A 2082-nucleotide genomic window follows, 5' to 3' on the forward strand; every position below is an offset into this window, starting at 1 on the left:
GCCGGTACCTTTTATTGAAAACTAAAAATAATGATGAACAACGAATTTTCGTTATACCTTTCACAGAAACTTTGCACTACATTCTTCACTCTCACCGTCGTGAAATTGATGTGATGAACCTTGAAAGAAAAAGCTATTTTTGTAAAAAAGATTAAGGGGCTTTTTAATTAAGAGTGTTTCAATCTTGCATAAAATAATGAGAGAATATAGAAGCTCTTCATGGCTAAAAAACAAATTTCCTCTTTTGACAAACATCTTATTATCCGCCTTTTGCGAGAAAATTTTCGTAAACATATGCGTTGGTACAGTGCGGCTATCTTCTCAATGATCATCATTTCTTGTACCACAGCAACCAGTGCATGGATTATGCGGGATGTTGTTAATCAGATTATTGATGCACAAAATTTTCCTATGATTGTTTTGATTTCTAGCTTCATTGCTTTTATCTTTATTCTCAAAGGAGTTGCAACTTTTTTCCAAACTTACTTTCTAAACAAAGCAGGCAATAGTATCATTGCTGAACAACAGCGTAAAATTTTTGCACGACTTATGGAACAAGGAGTCTCTTTTTATCATAATAACACTTCATCTGATCTTCTTGTTCGTGTAACTCATAACGCGACAGCCGTACGTAATATAATTGATACTATTATCACAACTTTTGTACGTGATTTGCTTTCCGTTAGTGGTCTGTTGCTTGTCATGTTCATTCAAAACTTTGTGTTAATCTCCATTACTTTAATCGTAGGACCACTAGCTTTTTTAGGCGTTCGAATGGCTTTAAAACGCGTTCGCAGCTTGATGGAAAAAGAGCTCCTTTCACTTGGTGAAATTATCAAAATCGTACAGGAAACGGCTGTTGGTATTCGAATCATCAAGGCCTTTTCACTAGAAGAAGTCATGAAAAAACGGATGGACAAAGCCATTTGTGATGTTGAAAAACAAACAAACAGTATTGCAACACTCGAAGCTATTACCAATCCAATTATGGAAACACTCACGGGTGTTGCCATTGCAGGTATTATTTGTTTTTCCGGTTATCTTGCAACCCAACGCGCAGGTGTTCAAGGTGAATTTATGTCTTTTATTGTTGCTTTACTTTTAGCTTATGAACCCGCAAAAAGACTAGCAAATGTACGTGTTAAAATTGAATCTGGCTTGGTCAATATCCGTACGATGTTTGAAATACTCGATTGTCCCCTTACAGTTGTAGAACATAAAGAAGCTAAAGATCTGAATAAAACGCAAGGAACTATTCGTTTCGAACATGTTTCTTTTGCATACACTAATAACAAAATGATATTGAAAGACATCAACCTAGAAATAGAAGCCGGAAAAATGACAGCATTGGTGGGACCATCCGGTTCGGGAAAATCAACCCTTATCAACCTTATTATGCGCCTCTATGACCCCACAAAAGGACGCATATTGATTAATGATCAAGACATTCGCTACACAACATTTCGCTCTCTGAGAAACCTGATGGCCTATGTAGGACAGGATACTTTTCTCTTTCAAGGAACTGTTAAATATAATATCGGGCTTGGAAAAGAAGGGGCTAGTGATGACGAAATTATCGAAGCAGCAAAAGCAGCAAATGCTCATGACTTTATTATGAGTTTGCCAAATGGTTATGATACACAGATAGGTGATAATGGCTGTAATCTTTCAGGGGGGCAAAAACAACGACTCGCTATCGCTAGAGCAATGATTCACGATAGTGAAATTCTGATTCTTGATGAAGCAACAAGTGCGCTCGATTCACACACCGAAGCACAAATTAATGAAGCCATTCACCACCTTACTAAAGGACGCACAACGATCATTATTGCTCATCGCCTTTCAACGATTGCTCGTGCTCACAAAATTGTGGTCATACAAAATGGACAACTGATTGAACAAGGTACTCAAAAAGAATTGCTAGCAAAAGAACATGGGTTTTATAAAAAACTTCATAATATCCAGTTCAAAAAACATACCCCCTAATTTCTAGATCCTTAAATAAGATTTGAAATAAAAAATGGATAGAAGGTAATGCTCCATTTATAAAAAAAGACTTGTTATCAAGAAAAAGCATTACTT

Annotated in this window: 1 protein-coding gene; it reads left to right on the forward strand. The window is 36.4% G+C overall.

Annotated features, from left to right (window positions below; translation table 11 throughout):
• Positions 1 to 219 precede the first annotated feature (219 nt).
• A complete protein-coding gene (locus ACFIL8_RS02735) occupies positions 220 to 1986 on the forward strand; it encodes an ABC transporter ATP-binding protein (RefSeq protein WP_375628498.1) in 1767 nt (588 codons plus the stop codon).
• The last annotated feature ends 96 nt before the right edge of the window (positions 1987 to 2082 follow it).

It is taken from the genome of Bartonella sp. AP57NXGY (genome assembly GCF_042195805.1).
GTDB lineage: Bacteria > Pseudomonadota > Alphaproteobacteria > Rhizobiales > Rhizobiaceae > Bartonella.